General features: G+C 52.0%; 19 protein-coding genes and 1 pseudogene. 10 read left to right on the top strand and 10 right to left on the bottom strand.

Annotated elements, in window-relative coordinates:
- Positions 1 to 19: 19 nt before the first annotated feature.
- On the top strand, positions 20 to 661 hold the full coding sequence (locus AB1483_01700) for a porin family protein (protein ID MEW6411168.1): 642 nt from the start codon (positions 20 to 22) through the stop codon (positions 659 to 661).
- A gap of 13 nt (positions 662 to 674) precedes the next feature.
- On the opposite strand, the gene AB1483_01695 is transcribed toward AB1483_01700, so the two are convergent.
- On the bottom strand, positions 675 to 884 hold the full coding sequence (locus AB1483_01695; GenBank protein ID MEW6411167.1) for a zinc ribbon domain-containing protein: 210 nt from the start codon (positions 882 to 884) through the stop codon (positions 675 to 677).
- Positions 885 to 992: 108 nt separating this feature from the next.
- A complete protein-coding gene (locus AB1483_01690) occupies positions 993 to 1,367 on the bottom strand; it encodes an iron-sulfur cluster assembly scaffold protein (protein ID MEW6411166.1) in 375 nt (124 codons plus the stop codon).
- A gap of 124 nt (positions 1,368 to 1,491) precedes the next feature.
- On the opposite strand from AB1483_01690, the gene hflX reads away from it, so the two are divergent.
- Both hflX and AB1483_01680 read left to right on the top strand, forming a co-directional pair.
- Positions 1,492 to 2,607 (top strand): GTPase HflX, encoded by a 1,116-nt coding sequence (gene hflX / locus AB1483_01685; protein ID MEW6411165.1) that lies wholly within the window; start codon positions 1,492 to 1,494, stop codon positions 2,605 to 2,607.
- 44 nt (positions 2,608 to 2,651) lie between these two features.
- A complete protein-coding gene (locus AB1483_01680) occupies positions 2,652 to 3,008 on the top strand; it encodes a response regulator (GenBank protein MEW6411164.1) in 357 nt (118 codons plus the stop codon).
- 232 nt (positions 3,009 to 3,240) lie between these two features.
- On the opposite strand, the gene AB1483_01675 is transcribed toward AB1483_01680, so the two are convergent.
- From AB1483_01675 to AB1483_01640, 8 genes and pseudogenes are all read right to left on the bottom strand, one after another.
- The gene (locus AB1483_01675) at positions 3,241 to 5,454 is read right to left on the bottom strand and encodes a hypothetical protein (protein MEW6411163.1); all 2,214 of its coding nucleotides are present in this window, start codon (positions 5,452 to 5,454) and stop codon (positions 3,241 to 3,243) included.
- Between the two features lie 59 nt (positions 5,455 to 5,513).
- Entirely contained in the window at positions 5,514 to 6,056 is a 543-nt protein-coding gene (locus AB1483_01670; protein MEW6411162.1) for an AAA family ATPase, read from the bottom strand.
- Positions 6,057 to 6,362: 306 nt separating this feature from the next.
- Positions 6,363 to 6,998 carry a hypothetical protein gene (locus AB1483_01665; GenBank protein MEW6411161.1) on the bottom strand — a complete coding sequence of 212 codons (636 nt, stop codon included), beginning with the start codon at positions 6,996 to 6,998 and terminating at the stop codon, positions 6,363 to 6,365.
- A 483-nt stretch (positions 6,999 to 7,481) separates the two neighbouring features.
- Complete coding sequence (locus AB1483_01660; GenBank protein MEW6411160.1) at positions 7,482 to 7,835, bottom strand: YbbC/YhhH family protein; 354 nt, start codon at positions 7,833 to 7,835, stop codon at positions 7,482 to 7,484.
- Positions 7,836 to 8,366: 531 nt separating this feature from the next.
- Entirely contained in the window at positions 8,367 to 9,179 is an 813-nt protein-coding gene (locus AB1483_01655) for a hypothetical protein (GenBank protein ID MEW6411159.1), read from the bottom strand.
- A 54-nt stretch (positions 9,180 to 9,233) separates the two neighbouring features.
- Positions 9,234 to 9,422: pseudogene (locus tag AB1483_01650) on the bottom strand (RHS repeat-associated core domain-containing protein).
- Between the two features lie 4 nt (positions 9,423 to 9,426).
- The gene (locus AB1483_01645) at positions 9,427 to 9,963 is read right to left on the bottom strand and encodes a transposase (GenBank protein ID MEW6411158.1); all 537 of its coding nucleotides are present in this window, start codon (positions 9,961 to 9,963) and stop codon (positions 9,427 to 9,429) included.
- Positions 9,964 to 10,149: 186 nt separating this feature from the next.
- On the bottom strand, positions 10,150 to 12,216 hold the full coding sequence (locus AB1483_01640; protein MEW6411157.1) for a tetratricopeptide repeat protein: 2,067 nt from the start codon (positions 12,214 to 12,216) through the stop codon (positions 10,150 to 10,152).
- Between the two features lie 542 nt (positions 12,217 to 12,758).
- Here AB1483_01640 and AB1483_01635 point away from each other — a divergent pair.
- The 7 genes from AB1483_01635 to AB1483_01605 all read left to right on the top strand — a co-directional run bounded on the left by AB1483_01635 (position 12,759) and on the right by AB1483_01605 (position 19,493).
- Complete coding sequence (locus AB1483_01635) at positions 12,759 to 13,931, top strand: M24 family metallopeptidase (GenBank protein ID MEW6411156.1); 1,173 nt, start codon at positions 12,759 to 12,761, stop codon at positions 13,929 to 13,931.
- 84 nt (positions 13,932 to 14,015) lie between these two features.
- Positions 14,016 to 14,582 carry an NUDIX hydrolase gene (locus tag AB1483_01630; protein ID MEW6411155.1) on the top strand — a complete coding sequence of 189 codons (567 nt, stop codon included), beginning with the start codon at positions 14,016 to 14,018 and terminating at the stop codon, positions 14,580 to 14,582.
- Between the two features lie 276 nt (positions 14,583 to 14,858).
- Positions 14,859 to 15,671: a hypothetical protein gene (locus tag AB1483_01625; protein ID MEW6411154.1), complete on the top strand. Its 813-nt coding sequence runs from the start codon at positions 14,859 to 14,861 to the stop codon at positions 15,669 to 15,671.
- Between the two features lie 148 nt (positions 15,672 to 15,819).
- Positions 15,820 to 16,605, top strand: a complete 786-nt coding sequence (locus AB1483_01620; protein MEW6411153.1) for a hypothetical protein — start codon at positions 15,820 to 15,822, stop codon at positions 16,603 to 16,605.
- Positions 16,606 to 16,664: 59 nt separating this feature from the next.
- Complete coding sequence (locus tag AB1483_01615; protein MEW6411152.1) at positions 16,665 to 17,426, top strand: hypothetical protein; 762 nt, start codon at positions 16,665 to 16,667, stop codon at positions 17,424 to 17,426.
- A gap of 317 nt (positions 17,427 to 17,743) precedes the next feature.
- Entirely contained in the window at positions 17,744 to 19,000 is a 1,257-nt protein-coding gene (locus tag AB1483_01610; protein ID MEW6411151.1) for a hypothetical protein, read from the top strand.
- A gap of 166 nt (positions 19,001 to 19,166) precedes the next feature.
- Positions 19,167 to 19,493: a metalloregulator ArsR/SmtB family transcription factor gene (locus AB1483_01605; GenBank protein MEW6411150.1), complete on the top strand. Its 327-nt coding sequence runs from the start codon at positions 19,167 to 19,169 to the stop codon at positions 19,491 to 19,493.
- Positions 19,494 to 19,496: the final 3 nt, after the last annotated feature.

The raw sequence follows: 19,496 nt of genomic DNA, 5'->3' as shown, positions 1-19,496 counted from the left end.
GCAAAGGGAGAGAAATACAATGCCGCGGACCGTTAAAAGGCTGACTGCCTGTATCGCGGCGCTGATTGTCTTCACTGTAGCTTCATCGGCCGCCGCCAATTCGTTCAAGCCCGGCTTTCACATCGGCGGCTCGATAGCTACCCTGGAAAGTGGGCAGTTGAGATACGATAATCTCTCCGCCCTGTGTTTCGGGCTGCGCGCCAACCGCGAAATATCGAGGTTCGTTGACTATCAGTTCGAACTGAACTTTGTCAGAAAAGGCGCCGAGACAGATATCTACACCATAGTCAACAAAACCGAAGTGGCCTCGGCTGAAGGCTCGCTGAAACTGGACTATCTCGAAATCCCGTTGATGCTCAAGGCGGGGCCCAACCTGACATCATCGTTTAACCCATCGGTGCTCGCCGGACTATATCTCGCCTGGAACCTGGACAAAGAAATTTCATATGACAGTGATTTCTCCGATCCGCTCGAGGAGATCGATGTTGCCACGAGTGATTTTGGTCTTATTGTCGGCGCGGCTTTGGATTTCACTGTCAAAGGCAGAGAAGCAGGGTTGGAGATTCGCTACAGCCGGGGCATCAAAAAGCCTATCGACCGCTCTATCGGCGAAAGCGTACTCAACAGCGTTATGAGCTTTGTCATTTATATCACGCCGTAATAAGGGCAATCTCCTAATTCGTGAAGAAGTCGAATATGTTGCCCAGCATGCTGGTATCGGCCATGTAGAATTCCGTGTACCGGCATCTTGAGCAGGTAACCCGGCTGAATTTCGACCCCTGAACATCGAAAATCTTACTCCAGAAACCTCCCGCCGCCCGGATCTCACCGGTTTCGTAGCCGGTGTTTGAACATTTGGGACATCTATAATTCAACTGCATCATACATAAACCTCCAATAAAATACAGCCATAGTTATGCACAAATTACCGCTGTGAGCTGTGAATATTCAAATCGATGAGAAACTGGAAAGGCAATCGCTGTCCGCCGCAGCTACCGGGTCTTGTTCTTTGACCGGTAGTCGGCGATAGCCGCCTTGACGGCATCCGGGGCCAGAAGCGAACAATGCATTTTCTTCTCAGGAAGGCCAAAGAGAGCTTTGGCGATTTCCTCGCTGGTGAGCTTTTCCGCATCTTCGAGAGTTCTCCCCATGAGCATCTCGGAGGCAATCGAGCCGGTGGCAATAGCGGCGGCACATCCGAACGTTTTGTACTTCACGTCCGTCAAACGGTTGTCCTTCACCTTGATATACATAATCATGATATCGCCGCACTCGGCGCTACCCACCTTACCCACGCCGTCCGCGTCGGGAATTTCACCGGTGTTGCGCGGGTTCTGAAAATGATCCATTACCGTATCGTTGTACATGGCCGTAAGGTAATAAAAATGCCTGCGTTGGCAATCAATTTTTGGTCAACCGGCAGTTAAGAACTATTAAACTATCGCACCGTTACCGACTTGAAAATATACGCTGCAAGCGTATATTATAGACATGGCAATTGAATACGGTAAAACCGAAGTCGAAAAAGCGATTCTTATTGGTTTGGCCCGCACTTCACTTGGGCGTTCGGCAGTCGAGGATTCTCTCGATGAACTGGCGCAGTTGACTTTCTCAGCCAACGCCATTGTGATTGGCCGCCGGATTCAGACCAAGCCTCATCCCGACCCGGCCTTATATGTCGGCAGCGGTTTCGTGCGAGAACTCAAGCAGCAGCTCGCCGAGGCCGGCGGCAATTGCGTCATATTCGATGATACTCTCAGCCCTGCCCAACAACGCAATCTTGAAACCGAGCTCGAGTGCAAGGTAATTGACCGTCCAATTCTGATACTTGATATTTTCGCCACGCGCGCCCGCACCGCGGCCGCTCGTCTTCAGGTGGAACTCGCTCAACTCGAGTACACGCTTCCCCGCCTGACCGGCGCCTGGGTCCACTTCTCGCGTCAATACGGCGGAATCGGGGCCAAGGGGCCGGGGGAGACCCAGCTTGAAATCGACCGCCGGCAGGTGCGAACGAAGATTGCCCATCTTAAGCAGCGACTTCAAAAGCTCGACCGTCAGCGTTCCACCCAACGCAAGAGACGACAGGACCTTTTCAAGGTTGCCCTGGTGGGATACACCAACGCCGGGAAATCAACCCTGTTTAACCTGCTGACCAAAGCCGATGTCCGTACCGAGGATATGCTTTTTACCACCCTGGATTCCACCACCCGCGTGATGTCGTCGGGATATCCCTGCCATGTAGTGTTTTCTGATACGGTCGGGTTTATCAAAAAACTCCCCCATGAACTGGTAGAATCGTTCAAGTCGACTCTTGAGGAAGTCAGCCTGGCCGATCTGCTGCTTCTGGTAGTCGACTGCTCCGAGGCGAATTTCGAGCAGAGAATCGAGCACACCCGCCAGGTTTTGGCCGAGATAGGGGCCGACAATATACCATATCTGTTGATATACAATAAGATAGATGTCGCCGGCGATTTCGTGGCACGGCCCGAAAACCATCACAAAGCCTTCATGATTTCCGCCCGTGAGCACCTGGGAATAGCCGCCATTCAGGCCGAAATTCTGGCCAACTCGGCCCAGTTCATCAAGAAGCGCAGCGTTTTTTCGTAAAATTTCAGCCTTTTCTGCCGATAAATATTTCAAAGGTAACAACTATGGCAAAAGCTATTCTTATAGTTGATGATAACCCCAATATGTCGACTCTGCTGTCGGAGATGCTCGAAGTTTTCGATTATGAGTCGGTGCGGGCTTCCGATGGCAATGAAGCGCTGGAGGAACTCGACAAAAAAAGCTTCTCTATGGTTATCACCGACATGCGTATGCCGAACATGACCGGACTGGAACTGATCGAGAAAGTCAAACAAAAATACCCCAAACTCCCGGTCGTGCTCATTTCGGGTTATTCGGTTGACAGCAGCGAAGTATCCGATGATAAAATCAAACCGGATGGTTTCTTGGCCAAGCCGTTCATGATGTCGGATATCGAGCAGCTTCTGAACTCACTGCTTTAGCCTAAACATTCTTTCCTTCATATTTTTATCTGATATATTTATCTCTCTCCAACTCTTGCACGAAGGATGGTGACTGCTTTGTCGCCATCCTTCCGGCATTAATGCATCGAGCTTGTCGCAGGTGGCTGTGCACCTAACGCACGAGCGGCAGGTCGTGTCCCTATTCGCGCGGGGACAGAACCTGCCGCCAGTGAGATTCAGGGGTTAGTCAACAAACCCCACAGGGAAAGCACTAGAGCTTTTTGACTTTGTCTTTCGAAAGGACCGAGTAAAGCTCGTTGAACACAAACTCATCCGGTTCGGAGTCGAATGGTCCCAGCTCGAAAGTACAGGTCGTGCCGGTGATGTCTTTTCTGGAAAAGGTCGATTGACCGCTTTTGTCGACCACTCTTATCATGACCGGCATGCGGAAACTCTCGCCCACGTTTTTGGTCCAGACATTGGCCGTGATGAAGTACCCATCGTCTCTTTGCTCTGTCTTGTACTCAACTTCGAATTCCGGATAACCGAAATCACAGAGCCAGTAATCGAAGAACCAGTCGAGCGGCTGTCCGTAGTGCTTCTCGGCCAGTTTGACGACATCGTGGTTGGAAAACGGCCCCATGTTGCCTGTCAGACAGAGCTCAAAGAAGAACTTGAAGAACCGCTCTTCGCTTCTTGTCCCGAGGTCATACATCACCGAGCGCAACATATGAAACAGCCAGGTTCCCCTGTTGCAGCGGATTGCCGACGGGCAGCGACTGCCGGTCGCCATCGGGCGATCGCGATTCAAACCGCTGTAAGTGAGCAAAGTGTCCCGGCGATTTAAGAGATTGGTGTAGTAAGTGCTGCCTTTCAGGCTGTTCTGTATGAACAGCAGCGACAGGTACTCCGAGGCAGCGTCGCGTACCCAGGTCTCGCGATCCGACACCGGCCTTAAACCGAAACCGAACCATTGTTTGGAAACGGAATAACCGGCGAATATGTTGAACCCTCCCAGAAACTCCAATCCGCCCTCGCTGTAACACACTACCTGCGGTACTTCGACCATCCCCGGCATGCTGTAATAATTCTCGGGGTATATGTACACTTCGAAAGTGTTCGGCGGATTGCCCATTTTGGACGACATGAAATTGAAAGCATCGAGAATCGTGCCTTCGTAAAGAGCGTCGTTTACGTAGCAGCTGAACTGCTTGGTGATATGTTTGGCTTTCAGGAAATTCAGGGTTATGCCGTTATCGGACAGAGCGGTGGTGGTGTCGAATCCGGAGGCATACCCCTGAATGAAGAATTTATCAAAGGGAACCTGAGGCTCGGCGGTGAATGTCTCTTTGCCGTTATTGCGCGTGGTTTCCCCCTGCCCCGGCATGAGATAGTTGAAACCTTTCGGGATGGTGAACGTGAGGGAGTGCATCGATGGTGTCGGGTCTTCCACCCAGGGGAGAAAGACGCTGTAGTCCTTGCCGCGATACCAGTAGGTAAGCGTGACCGTGTCTCCCCTGTATACGTATTCGGGCAGGATGATGCCGGTGAAGTTGAAATCCTTGCGGCGGTAATAGTCGACCGACCGGCCGTTGTAATGGATGGAATCCTCATAGAGGTTGTAGTGCAGGAAGGTGGAGACAAACCGGGCGCTATCTTCGTTTATCACGAGTTTGATATCAGCCCGGGCGTTTTCGATCTTGCGGCCATCCATGCCGCCCATCTCAATCTCGGCCTTCTTGCTTATCGTGGTTGTGGGGAAACCGATGTTTGACAGCACGAAATCATCGTACCTGGCTTCTTCTTTTCTCTGCAGGCAGACCGCGTCGGTGGTCATCTGGTCCGATGGCTCAAAAACGTAGGAGACCGTAACTTCTTCCGGCGCGTTCGGGTCGAACCAGAAATTATAGCGCCCGAAATCGATCCAGAAATAGCCATCGGCCGCCCGCTCATATATAGACCTCAGCAGTTGAAAATAGTTGTCGTACTGATGTCCCAAAAGCGGCTTGAAATACATTTCGCCCTGCTCCTGCATCATCGCGGTGTAGTCTTTCCACTTGAGCTCTTTTTGCTCGACCGGGAACTGCTCCTTGAGCTTGAGGTCGAAATCATCGGCCATCCGAATCAGACAGACCTCGAAATCCCGGTCAACCACGCTGTCTTTGCTTACGCTCAGCAGCGACTGTCGTTCCAGATGCGAGGGAATCTCGATATGCGCGTTTCCTTTGCCGACAAAGACCGCCGTGGTCGGGCGACCGTCGACATAACGAAGCAAGTGGATAAAGCCTTCTTTGAAGGTGAAGGTCGCGATGTCTTTTTGATAGACAAAATTGGTGACCTCGGCCCTCTCCCCAAGATTGTTGAGAAGTTCGAGATCCAACGTAGCGTAATCGGATTTGAATTTGTCGAAAAACTCCGACGCACCGCACACGCCGGCGAGCGCCAGACAGATTAACAGTGTTAGCACGAATTTGAACATTCTCACGCATGCCTCCATGTAGTTTTATGTCTTATAGACGGATAGTCGCTATATTTGTCAATTATTTATAGCCGACGAATCAGGTCAACCAATGTTTGGACGAAAATTCGATACTTCATTTCCATGTCGATATCGGCCCTTATCAGGTGATAATTTGGATGCCTATTCCAGACATTTGTGGTTGCCTTTTCAATGAACAGGACATCCTCGATTGATTCGTTTCTGATATCGTCGTGCTGAAAGTACGGCTCACCCAGCGATGCGGTGCTTTCGAGTTGTATTACCCCGTTGTAGCGATTGTATTCATTTTCGATTGTCGTGCCCATGTCGGCGTCGGTTTCCGGGTGGAAGGCGAAGGCATCGGCGGTGCCCCGGTCGGTGATGAACGAATTGCCGGCCAACTGGTCTTCGCGCGCCACCTGGCGACGGTAGATTTCGCGGTGGAACTCGCTCCATCGTTGACGGTAGGTGGGGTCTTCCTGTAGAAGTTGCCGGGCCAGCTCTTTCAGGAAGACGAAGTCCGCGAAACGGGGGTCGATTTTGAGGCGCTCGATGAATTTTGATTTTCCTGATGCCGGCGCGCCGGTTATGACGATTTTGATGGGCATACGTTATTTAAGTTAGTGAACGGGTTTAGCGGAATCAAGATTTCCGCTGAAAATCGGCTCGAAAAATCCTTGTAGTCGGTTGTTGTTTTTTCAGTTACAGAGAATTGGCTTCGTTTCGTTATTTTTGTGTTTTTGACGCGCATGGGTGCATTTAATAAATCAAACCCCTACCATTCACGCCGCTTCTTTTGTAGGTCAAAATCCCCTGCCCGACAGGGTTCATCGTCAGATGAAGGTTTTGACATCTTTCTGGTACCGACATTTGGCTTCGTTTCGCTAATTCTTGCTCTGAACGCCTCAATCGAGTCACGCCTGCGAAAGCAGGGGTCCAGTCACACGCGACAGATCGGGTCGCGTGAATCCGACCAAAAGGCGTGTTCCAGTCTTTGATTGTTCCTTGTATTTTCTTGCCAGCCATATCGTTTCGTCCATTTGGCTTCGTTTCGTCATTTTTTGCTTTGAACGCCTCATTCGAGTCACCCCTGCGAAAGCAGGGGTCCAGTCACACGCGACAGCTCGGGTCGCGTGAATCCGATCAAAAGGCGCTTTTCTGCCTTTTATTGTCCCCTGTATTTTCTTATCAGCCATATCGTTTCGCCCATTTGGCTTCGTTTCATTATTTTTGCTGTAACCCCTCACCCCGACCCTCTCCCGAAGGGCGAGGGGGAGAGAGGCGTGATGTCGCGTTTGATGAATCAAACGCCTACGGATGCGCCAGGTGTATTTTTTGATGTCAGGGCCAAAGCAAGTTTGACCCTGCCACCCGGACGCGGTCATTCCGTTGAAAAACGGAATCCAGAGAGCAAGAACCGACAAGGATTCTGCCATGATGGTGTATCCGTATTTTTCCGCGCAATCCGCTATCATCCATTGTGCCCGGTGAATCTTCAGATTCACCGGGTATCCAGAGTTGGCTTCGTTTCGTTGTTTTTTGATCGTCAATCGTTAATTATCCCGTAGGGGTTCAAAATTTTGAACCCCTACGAAGTGTGTGTCCGGGCCAAAGCAAGTTTGAGCCTGCCACCCGTCCATCATTTCTACTAAAGAATCCAGTAGGGGGATTTGCTGCGATTTTGTTGGGAAATTGTTCTTTGCGCTGGTTTCAGCCTCTCCCTGTCACGAGCCTGTTACCTAAATCAAAGCAGGTCGGGTTCCGACCTGTCCTGCGTTTCGCGGGATTCCATAAAAACTACAATTGTGAGAAACCCGACACCTAATATCGGATTGTTTAAGATGTCGGGTTGCTTGGTTCACGTCCGCTCGCGTTACTCGCGGCGTGCCCGGCGGAACGCCGACCTACTTGGACTGACGGGCAGTAGTTTCGACCTGCTCTTGCTGAACATAATCAGAGCTATGCTCATAACAAGAGAAAGGTTCAATCCAGAATATCAACCCTTGACCTAAAAGACGGTATCTACTTCTACTTCACAGCCCGTGACCGATCCGAAGCACACATCCGTCCTCTTTTCGAATCTCTGCCACAGGGACACCTCCCAAGTAGCCCTCTCGAAGAGTACCTTGCACAAACCAAACGTCATCCTGTTTAAGCTGCGCCTTAAAAGGTCTTCGATCGAGAATCACTCTTCCGTAGCGAGCAGACCAGATCGCCTCCGCAATTCTCACCGCCGTTAAGGAATCAGGCACTATTCCATCCTTCGGTCCATAGGTGGCCACCTCTTCGGATGAACATGATGTTTGTAAACAGGCGATTACCGAAACCAACGCCAGAACGGCGAAAATTACGAATATTCTCCCTTTGTCAAAACGATATTGCCGCATAGGATTCAATACACCTCACAACCTGACTGTTCTTGGCAGAGGAAAGGCTTCTCCCGTCCGTTTCCTTTGCTTTTTTGCGCATCAGTGAAAAACATTGTAAATGAAATCTCCCACATCATCCCAGAAACCTCTGATTTCGTTATCCCGGTAACCCATAGCTTGCTATGGGACTCTCTCTTTGATCTCGACACTCCGATTCTGGGTACCCCACTGCTTGCGGTGGGATCTCCACGAAATAGCTGTTGCCACAATTTGTAGCCAGAAACCCACCCAAAGGGCGGGCCACCCGGCGGTATCTGCTTAGATCGGGCTCATTTCGGCTTGTGGAAAGGAATACTCCAATTCGGACCGAATTCCTCTAGGTCCTGTTCCCCGTCGTCCCAAATCAAGGTACATATCGGCTCCACAGGAAAGTCATTTAGCCTGAGTCTGTAATGCCGACCTTCATACTTTGCTGTGAATTCATACTTACTCTCTGGGGACCTCTGCCATTCGATAGTAGCCCGCAGCATTTTGCCTATGTACCTCATCTCAATAAATCCCAAATTTGTGGTTAACAATCGAATTTGTTGTCAGTGCTCCCTCAATTATCCTATCATATAGTGCATCCCCTGAATAACCCTGCGATGAGTACTTTGCTACATAAAAATCGAAATCTTGTAGGGGTGGAAGGCCTGCAGCCTCTGCTTGGTTGCCCATTAGAGCCCTAGATCTCAGCCTGAGAGTATTCCTTAATTGCGAAGCTCTTTTGGCTATCTCCATCCGTGATAATCCCCTTGCTTCCCACCTGGCTACCGCTCTCTCAATTCCCGAAATATGCGAATTGTAGTATGCGCGAATCTCCGTGTTGGTCAACGTTGCTGCTCCCGGTGCCTGATACCGGGGCAGCAACACAGTCGATCCTTCTGACGCTTCATATCTCGCGGCGCCAGTAATTGCATCATCCGCCAGACTCTGTGCGCCTCTGGTCGCCATACGCCTGAGAAAAAGACTTCCCATCTTAGCTATGCCATAAGTTGCTCCGCCCACAAGCACCGGGTCAAGCATTGTTTCATCGATCTGACCATTTCTGGGTCCAAAGCGGAGGTCATTCCAAAGATGCCCTCTGACATAGATCGCACCGTTATACATTGAAAAATCGGCCGAGCTATAAGCCATGATCGGCCCGTTATACCGCGCTCCTCCATTAACAACTATAGATACATCAAGAGGAACAGGCCACTTTGAGTAACCGCCCACACCCACACCATTGTTAAAGAACTCTTCATTCGCCAAAAAGCAGCCATTGCCCTGAGCGTAGATATTTGCGTTATTTTGTGGGGGAAACACGTTCATCCATTCCATGAACGTGGGCATCCATTGGTAGATCAAACTATAGGCGTCGTTCCCATCCGGGTCGACCAGAAGTATCGGATTGTTCCCGCCATACAAATACCCTCCGGCGAACTGGCTGGCTTTGTCAATACTGGAGAACATCCCGATCCGGGCATCATAGTACCGTGCGCCGAAATAGTGGAACTCGAAATCACCATCGTCATCCTGCTCCTTGCCGGTAAATGTATAAGGCGTGTTTCGTGGGCGGCAGATGTCTTCATCTGCCCCCGCGTATCAACCATTCGCACCGTTTGTCCACAGGCAGCGGACCGGTCTTGCCCAGCAGCCAGTCCGATGCACTTGAGAATCGCCACTCCTCTGCCCGCGTCACTAAGCCCGCTCTCACCGGATTGTTATGAATGTATTCGAGCTTTATCCTGAATTGTCTATCGGAAGTCACGATCAGGTCGTCGAAACGCGGTTTCCAAAGTCGGAACCCTGACGTGGTCATGAAAGGGGCCAGATGATCCTGCGGGACGTCAATCTTAACTGCCTTTGAACTCAATATCTTAAAACTTTGCATGAATCTCGACAATCCGGCAATTTTGGGAAACCCCAACAACATATGAAGGTGGCTCGGCATAAGAACATATCCCACCACGGAGACCCTAAAGTGCTCGGTTGCTTCACGCAGTTTATTAACGACAACTTTTGCGACGATGCCCTCCCCGAAAATCGGTGTCCATTGGTAAGCAGTAGTGGTTAGGAATGCAAGGGCTCGTCCGGTGATAGCAAGTCTCTTACGGACGACCATGATGAGCAAAGATAATACGGCATGGGACTGGTTGTCAAGTCTGCAGGGCAGATGGGGACATCTGCCGCTCACGGTTGGGGGTCGGCTCGGTTAGGGCAGATGAGGACATCTGCCGCTCACGGTATGGGGAGTCGGCTCGGTTAGGGCAGATGGGGACTTCTGCCGCTCACGGGCAGGAGTTTCGACCTACTTTTGCTCCGACAATTGCGGGAAGCGCTGGCGCTGCGATGCTACGTAGGAGCTATCGAGACCCCTATCGAGAGCGAACGAATAAGATTTCGCGGCCAGATCAAACAGCCCGCGCTTGAGATAAGTGTCACCGGCAAAACGAAAATATGTCGAATCACGAAGACCATGCCGGTGTTGCGTCTGGACAAAGCGAAATGACTCTTCGACCCGGTTGGTTCTCAGGTAAATCGTTACGAGGCCGAACATGGGATCGCCAAGAGCGCTGTCGAGCGCGAGAGCGTTCAGGAAAAGACGTTCGGCTTTGTCGAGATCGTTTCTGAGCAGAGCAACCGAACCAAGCTCGCCGGTGACACGGGCATTGTACGGGTTGAGACCATCGGCAATCTCAAGCATCACTTGGGCGCTGTCGAGCAGGCCCGCAGAACGATAACACAGACCGAGGTTGGCATAAGCATCCCAGAACAAAGGATTGATTTGTATTGCCCGCTGGGCAAAAGGGACGGCTCTGGCAAACTCGCCGTGATCAACGAGCCACTCGGCCTGATTGTTGAAGCCTACCTCGGGCAATTCCCGCACCAGCGCTGTGTATTCTATCTCGGCCCGGGCGGTGTCTCCGAGGTTTTTGTAGTAGTCCACCAGGATACCGCGGGCATTGCGATTGCGGGCGCGATCGAGTTGAAGATAATCTCTGAAATGAGCAATGGCGAGGTTATCGGACACATTAACTGCTACGCGCGGGGCGAGCGACAGCCCCCCCAGGGCAATCATCAGCCACACGGCGAGATATTTCACTCCGCCGACCTTGTCGAGCCGAAGCACCGAGTAGAAGCACAACACCACCAGCGGCACACCGACTATCGAGAAGAGGTCCCAGTTGCGCGGCATGCCGATCCCCGGATTCACCACATACACCGTCACAAAAGTAGCGGCGAGCGTGATCAGCGTGAATACATATTGGGGCTTTTTGAGCGACGAGCGCAGCTTGCGGCTCGTAAGCATCATGAGCACATACAGCACCACGCCGGGCATCATTAATAAGAGCAAGTTGACAATATCGATGACGTGCTTCACTGAAAACAACATGTCGTCTTCGACCGTAAACCGGTCGCGTATAGGCGGCATCAACATGAACTTGAAAAAGTAATTTCGATTGTACAACATCACATAAACAACCGCCGCCAGCACAGAGAGGGCCAGGAATATGAGCCATTTGTTCAGCGTGCTCAGTTGTTTGAGTCGCTGAGCGAGAGATGTTTTTCGCAGGACGAGGTAGAGAAACGATGGAACCAGCAGCAGTCCGAACAGGTGGATAAAGACAGCGGCGGCGAGCGTAGGAAGAAGCCACATCGGATTGATTTCTCCCCGCGCGGCTTTCAGGCCAAGCAGAATGTATATCATCATGGCCGCGATCAAAGTGGCGTAGTTCTCCACATAACCGAAAAACATGAGGCTGTAGCCTCCGAGAGCGAGACCGAGAAAGAACAAAAACCGATGCCGGTTGGAGTCGAACAAGAAGCGGGAGACAGCGATCACGCCAATCAGGAAAAAGGCGCCGGAAGCGACTGACCATATCCGGAATGTTGACAGGGCTCTTGCCTGAGGTGTTCCGGTTGTGATGGCGTATATCGCCGATTGAATTATTGCCGCGCCTTTGTCCCATGTTTTGACATCGTGCTGATGATTCGCCAGTCGTGATAGAAGCTGGTAACCATCGCCGAGGAAATGCGTCGTGGAACCAAAGGCAACATAGGCAGCCATCATCGCGGCGGCCGTGATCGACATCAGCGTGATATAGAGCGCGTTGTTATCCGGGCCGGTCGTATCGGCGGTGATTCGTTGTGTGAGAAAGAATACGGCGGCGCCGATGATAATGCCGGCGGCAAGCAGGCTGTAGGTGTACAGGTCACCCAGATAGGCCCACCAGTTGAATCCCCATACGCGCCAACCGGGCCACTGAGAGCCGACAAAAAAGAGCGTAAGGACAGACAGGTATCCGCCGAGGAGCAAGTAGGAAGTCCTGTCTTTGCCGGAGAATGTGTTTTTCTGGGCGCGCTTGTGTTTCATCCCGATTTTCTCCCTCTCAGATAGAGCCGCATAGCGGACGCGAGATGGTCACGGATAATCACGACAACTTAAGATATCCATGGACCGGGTCAAAATCAAGCCACCATTTCGCGGAGACCCACCCGGCGCTTGTGCTGCGCTCGGACTCATGTGTCAGGTCACACCCCGACTTCGTCGGGCCAAGACCTGACACAACGGGATTGAGTTTCTTTTCTACCGAGCGGGTCCATGTCTCGTTTCGTCAGATGCTGTCGCCGATGGTGTCGGGGATGTCATCTGACGGTCTCTGCTTGTGCCTCAGGTCATAATTCCGACTTCGTCGAAATCAAGACCTGACACAACGGCGGCAAGGTTATTCAACATGCCGCAAAGGGTGGGGCGCAGCGCAGCCAGACAGATACGGCGATATTGTCGTGAATAATTTCCAGGTGACATTCACGTCTCAAAGCTGTACCTTAAATTCGCAGGGTGGGTCCGTCAAAGTCCACCGATGGTGGCTTCGAATCCGCCGTGAGAATCAGTAAAGGAAGGCAGGAAGGCAGATGGATATACCAGAAATACAAGAGTATCTCAAAGAGCATGAGCTCGATGGATGGTTGCTGGCGGACTTTCACGCGAGAAATAATATCGCCATGGATATGCTGAGAATATCGGGCATTGTCAGCCGACGGTCGTTTTATTTTATCCCGGCCGATGGTGAACCGGTGGGGCTGGTCAACATTATCGAAAAGAGCAAGTTCCAGCACCTCCCGGGTAAAATAATTCCATATTTCGGATACAAGGACCTTGAGCGGAGACTGAAGGCAACTATTGAAGGACACAAACGGCTCGCGATGGAGTATTCGCCGATGGGGCGGCTGCCGTATATCGGGCTGGTGGATGCCGGGACGGTTGAGATGGTGCGCGGGTTCGGCGCCGAGGTGGTACCTTCGGCGGATCTCGTGGCGAATTTTCAGGCGCGGCTCACGCCGGAACAGATCGCGACCCACCGGATCGCCGCCAACAATATGATCGAAATCAAAAACTCCGCCTTCAACTTCATCAAGACCAGACTGTCCGCCGGTGAGAAAGTAACGGAACACGATGTCGCCCGTCACATTCTGAGCGAGGTCGATAAATTCGACATGGAGACGCACGACACTCCTATCTGCGGCGTCAACGGCAACGCCGGAGATCCGCATTATGAACCGACCGCGGCAAAATCGCAGACCATCAAGAAAGGCGATCTGATTTTGATAGATCTGTGGGCGAAAATGAAGCACGCGGATGGTATCTTTGCCGATATCACCTGGATGGCGTACGCGGGGTCATCGGAAGAGATTCCCGATGATCACAAAAAGATGTTCGCGGTGCTGGTTGAGGCGCGCGATACTGCTGTCGAGTTTATCCGTGAACATATCGATAATCGCCCGGTGTTCGGGGCGGAGGTTGATGATGTTTGCCGGAAAGTTATCGCCGACGCGGGGTACGGGGAGTATTTTACGCATCGAACCGGTCATTCGATACATATCGAAGGTCACGGGCCGGGGCCGAATATTGACAATCTCGAAGCGGAGGACAGCCGGCGTCTGCAGGTTGGGCATCTGTTTTCAATCGAACCGGGGATATACAAATTGGATTGTGGTTTCCGCACCGAGATAAATGTACTGATAGGTCACAACGGAGCCGAGGTCACAACGCTTCCGCTTCAGATGGAGATCACGCCGTTGTTTTAGGGGCCGCATTTGTGCGCGTGTCAGGTCATCTCACGACTCCGTCGCGACAAGACCCGACACAACAAGTATGTGCTGATTGTAATTATGTTTTTAGAATCCGGAGCAATCGAAAGGCTTAAGCAGAAATATGGCATGCCGCAGGAGGCATCGTTTCTGATTCCGGTGGATTTGAAGGAGTTCGAGCGGATCAAGGCCTCGCAGAAGCGTGAGCGCAGCCACGACGTTACGGTTTATATTGTCAAGGATGGTAAGATTGTGGTGATCGCGAAGCATTTTTATCCGCCGGGGATGTACCGGGCGCCATCGGGAGGGATTCATCCGGGGGAGGATTTCGAAGATGGCGCGAAGCGGGAGGCGCTGGAGGAGACCGGTTGCCGGGTAGAGCTTAAGCGGTTTTTACTTGTCAGTAACGTGATATTTGAGCTGGTTCCGCGCGATGGCCGGACGATAGAGTGGACATCTTATGTGTTTCAGGCTCAGTATCTTAGCGGCGATTTCCAATTCACGGACACCCACGAGATTCGCGAGGTCCGTCTGGCCGAGCTGAGCGAGTTCGAGCATTTCTCCAAAATAATGCGCCAGATGCCGATAGGGGGGCTGCATTATCGGGCGGCCCTGCACGATAAAGTGAAGTCACTGCTTCGGTTATAAGGATTTCCCTGACTCTGGCGCCGTCTCAAATATATCTGCGTGGGCGATGCAAACTTCTTGACAATTGTGGATAATTTTGTATATATATCTGGTTACTTAGCAGCAAGTTACAGCATTACTTCCACGCCTTCATTTTTTACACGCCCAGGCGTTGAAAGCTGACAGAGAAAGAAAGCTTTTTTGAATCACCGGTCTGGCCGGACGGCGACTTTCGGTGCGTCGTGTCCGCATTCCGGTGGATCAGCGTCTAACCATAATAGTATCAGGAGATCCTCTATGATGCAAACATCACGCACTGCCGCACTCGTGCTATTGATCGCGGTTGCTCTAATCGCATTCGGTCTGGGTTGTTCGCATGAGTCTTCGGTCGACCCGGTTACCTCAAGCACGGAATCACTGACCGATATCAACCGGGAATCCCCCGATGCTCCGCTGACGACATTGGAGCCCGGCACGTTTGTCGAGACTTTCGACAATTACAGCAATGAGGGCGGCTGGAGTTTCGCGACCGATCACGATTATGTTATAGAGACCACAGGCGGCAACACCGATTGGTACCTTCATGACAACCTTGTCGTGTCATTCGCCCCGCATCCGGAAACCTCTCTCGGTGTGGAATCAATCTTCACCGGCAATTACAAAGAACGCAATGTTACATCGGTTGGAATCGATTTGAGAGCTTTCGATTACGACGGTGTGGTTACGGGGCGTTATCTGACTCTTTTTCTGATGAATGACAACGGCACGCCATTGGATGTTTCCGACGACTGGGGCGCATATTACATGAGCAATATAGCGATACCGTCGAAATATGTCCCGATGAAGGCGTCTGTTAGTGTGATGACGACGAACGTTCCGGGATGGGTATCTTATGATTTCGCGATTGACGCGCAATCAAGGAGTCTCCCGGAAGGCTGGAACAAGTGGACCAACTCGATGCAGGGTGGTTCGAAGCCTGTGACCGGAACCTGGAAAGACCTGATGGCAGACGTTTCCTATGTCAGGTTTTTCTTCGGCGACCCGACCACGTACTATCTGTTATATACCTGGGACCTGGGGTTGGATAATCCGCGCATAAGCTGGGAATAGTGATTTGAATAGAAATTCCGGGCGGTCGAGCGATCGCCCGGTGGATAATATGCGATGTCGCTTATTGCGGCGCACGGGTGAATGAGTGAATACGTCATGTAGCCTGTAGCAACTTACACGAACGAAAAACCGGAGTTAGGAGATTCTAATGAAATCAACCGCAAGCATATTCACCCCCCTGATGATTTTATCGGCCGTTGTTATGCTGGTAGCGGGCTGTTCGCACGACAATTCGCTGGAGCCAACATCGGCCTCGCCGGTCACCCAGTCGTTCGTTGTGGATCCGCTCGAAGCCACCGACCCGGGCATTTTCGTCGAAACCTACGACAGCCGCCATAATGAGGGGGGCTGGAGTTTCCACACCACCCACAAACCGGTTATCGAGGAAGAAGGCGGCAACCCCGGCGGCTATCTGCACGATGAGAGCGTGATTACCTTCGCGCCGAGCCCGTCAACCGCCCCGGGGATAGAGTCGATATTCACCGGCAACTACCGCGAGAGAAAAGTAACATCGCTGGGCATCGACCTGAGATGTCTCGACTACGAATACGACATCACCAATCGCTATCTCGCTCTGATGCTGATGAACGATAACGGAACACCGCTCGACGAGATGGATGACTGGGGCGCCTACATCATAGGCTCTACCAAACTTCCGTCAAAGTACGTGGCCTGGTTGTCCAGCACCACAACCAACGAGCCGGGATGGGTGAATTACGATTTCGAGATACAGTCGCAGTCGGGCTCGCTGCCCGATGGCTGGGTGTACTTCCGCAACGGAAGCGGTGCGGCGGTCACGCCCGGAGGTTCCTGGAAACAACTGATGGACAACGTGTCTTACGTTCGCTTCTTTTATGGCGATCCCGAACTGTATTACATCCTTCAGAGTTTCGATCTGGGCCTCGACAATCCACGGATCACCTGGGAAGAATAGTATTTTGAAATAAGGTATTCATACCTTGTAAAACGCATCTTTGTATCAGGAGGTATTTGATGCATCAAACCTTACGTATTACACTTTTCACCGTTTTGATCACAACGGTCGCTCTATTGATCAGCCTGGGCTGCTCACGCGACAGTGTTGTGGAGCCGACCGGCAGTTCCGCCGACGGCATCGGGTCCGGCTATACTGCTTTGACAACATTTGTCGAGACATTCGATAATCCGAATATCGAAGGTAACTGGAGCTATTTCGGTAATCCGCGTAATCGTGTCGAAGTTGTCGAGAAAGATGGCGGCAATCCGGGGGGCTTCCTTCATGCTACCTGTGATGGAATGGCCTGCCTCGATACGTACGCCCCGCAGCTTCGCACCCAGATCGAAGACACTTCCATATTCACCGGCAACTACCGCGCCAAAGGCGTGGCACAGCTCGGCGTCGATCTGGCCACTTTTGGTCCGGAAATCGTGACCTGGCTCGGACGGCCGCTCAGCCTGATGATTCGCTATGACGGCGGCACGCCGTACGACTGGACGGATGACGTTCAGGTATTCTACGTGGGCAATGTCAATATTCCGGGGCCGAACAACAACTTCCGATCGTTCAGGTTCAAGGTTCCGTCCGAAAGCACGGTCCTTCCCGACGGATGGAAAGTCATGTACGGTTATAACACCGGCGATGATGATGCGGATTGGAACACGGTGATGGAGAATGTGTCGCAGGTGACGTTCTTCTACGGTGATCCGGAGTACTTTTTCATGTTCCAGCAGTGGGAACTTGGAGTTGACAACGTAAGCATCTCTTACGTGGAGTAGACGCTAATAAAGGCGGAAACGCCCCCGCCTTGTCAGACGGTCTTTATTGTCCGGGCGCAATAATTGCCCGCCGGATGATAGAACCCGGTACAGCAGTATTTTATTACACGCCCCCAAAGCCGCCGCGTCTGTTCACTACGGGTGACCGCGGTATGTTTGCCGCAACCCCGTGTTAACGTACATTCACAAGGGAACCTGCCTCGGCGCAGATTCAGATGACAGAATAGTGGTTCAGTTACTTCGTGCAACCCTGGCATACAGCTAACGGCACCTTGGTCTGTCACCGCGTGAACAATAACTTGTATCCGGAGGACACTGTGAAAAAGCTTTCTATGATTACCGGCAGCGCGATTCTGCTCACGCTTGCAGGAATGTTATTCATGACTGGTTGCTCGAGCGACAAAGCGGTCAGCCCGGCAGTGAATGACCCGAGCGTTGGCGCCAGTCTCGCGCCGGTCGATTATGATGTGTGGCAGTTCGCCCAGACAGAGATGGTTACGACCAGCCCGGACCTGGATATGCTCAGCCGAAGGGCGATGGGTATCGATGATATGGGGACGGTCCACGCTATATATCAGCGCGGTATCGGCGCCGAGCAGGGATTGTACTATGTGTGCAAGCCGCAGGGCGGCCAGTGGAGTCAACCCGAGATCGTGGGCGCGCCCGGAACGTACCCGGGCACCGGCTGGCTCGAAGTTTGCGAAGAGACCGGTGAAGCCTATGTGGCTTTCTACAATGTAAGTGATCTGCAGCTCGGAATCCGCCGCGGCGGAGCCTGGGAGATGCACACACTCGATACACCCGATGAATACGGTGTCGGGAAACCGGCCCTGGCAGTCGATGCCGCCGGGATCGTTCATGTCGCTATGATGATCGACTGGGACACCGAGAGCGGATATGTCATGTGGCAGATTGCTTACGGGTATTTCGATGGCTCTTCGGATTTCCATTTCCAGGTGCTCGAGAATTCTATCGTCCCGCATTACGGCCTGTTCTCTTCTCCGGATATCGTGGCCCGCGAGGATGGCAGTGTCGTCATCGCTTATCATCATGATGCTGCCGGGCAATTGCTTATCCGGGTCGAAGAAAATAACGCGCTCGGCGGCAAGGAGTGGACCGCGGAACATGTCGATGTTCCGGGAGTTATCGTTTATCCGGAATCGCTGGAAAGAGACGCCGAAGGTAACCTTCATTTGGGCTTCCATACCAATATCGAGCTCGGCGCCGAGTATCACACCTACTACGCCTGCCGAAGAGGCGATGGACACTTTGGCGGCAAACAGGAGGTTGACGGCGACTATGCCGGCGCGCGACCGAGAATAGCCTTCACTCCCGACAACGAACCGCATCTGGTATTCGAAGAGTTGCTCGGACCCCGCTCTACCGGGCGCTTGATTCACGCCTACCGGTCACAAGGGAAATGGGTTCAGGAAGTTGTGGTGGACAATCTGGCGGCGACACCATCATTTGCCATAGATAAATCAGGCAACGGCAGCATCCTCTACGAGAGCAGGGTTGTCCTGCTGGAGGATAACAATATCGGTTACTTTGGGTTCGTGGCTCCAGTCCAATAAGCGGACTTTCAACCAGAGGGGCGGCCGGCACCAAAGCCGCCCCCTCTGTCTTAAGCGTCACCCTCGCAAGACATTACGATATTCACCGGTAAAGTCGAAATAACTTGCTATTTTTGGCTATTTGGTTATATTGCCAAGTAACCGATATTTGGATTGAGAGTTTTATATGGATCAAAAGCAGAAAAATCTATTCGAAGCCCGTGCCAGGATAATCAAGGCGATGGCTCACCCGACGCGACTTTTCATTGTCGATGAGCTCTCGCGTGGCGAACGCTGTGTCTGCGAACTGACCGAAATGGTCGGCGCCGATACATCGACCATCTCCAAGCATCTTTCAATTCTGAAAGGGGCCGGGTTGATCAAAGATGAGAAGAAAGGCACACAGGTTTTCTATTATCTCAAGACGCCCTGCGTGTTGAACTTCTTCGGATGTATCGAGAATGTTCTGAAATCAACAGCGAGAGAGAGCATGGCTCTCGTTGAATTGGAGTAGTAT

The sequence above is a fragment of the Candidatus Zixiibacteriota bacterium genome (genome assembly GCA_040756055.1).
Taxonomy (GTDB): Bacteria; Zixibacteria; MSB-5A5; order GN15; family FEB-12.
Note: the sequence above shows the minus strand (reverse complement) of the source record. Positions and strands in the feature narration are given on the sequence as shown.